Source organism: Bacillus sp. JJ1764 (genome assembly GCF_036962145.1).
GTDB lineage: Bacteria > Bacillota > Bacilli > Bacillales > Cytobacillaceae > Neobacillus.
Map to the genome: position 1 here is coordinate 1 of NZ_JBALNY010000004.1, position 214 is coordinate 214.

The window sequence follows — 214 nt, forward strand, 5'->3', positions numbered from 1 at the left end:
AGTATCCGAAACATAATGTCACCGCCACAGGCTATACAGCAGGTGCTGAATCAACCGGTAAAAGCCAAGGGCACCCTGAATACGGCATTACTTATTCAGGTGTAAAAGTAAAGCGAGATTTATTCTCTACCATCGCAGCTGATTTGGCGGTCTACCCAATTGGAACGATTTTGTTTATTCCCGAATACGGATATGGCGTTGTTGCGGATAAAGG

Annotated in this window: 1 pseudogene; it reads left to right on the top strand. The window is 44.9% G+C overall.

Going from position 1 to position 214, the window contains the following annotated elements:
- A pseudogene (locus V7083_RS00495) lies at positions 1-214 on the top strand (hypothetical protein); the annotation flags it as partial.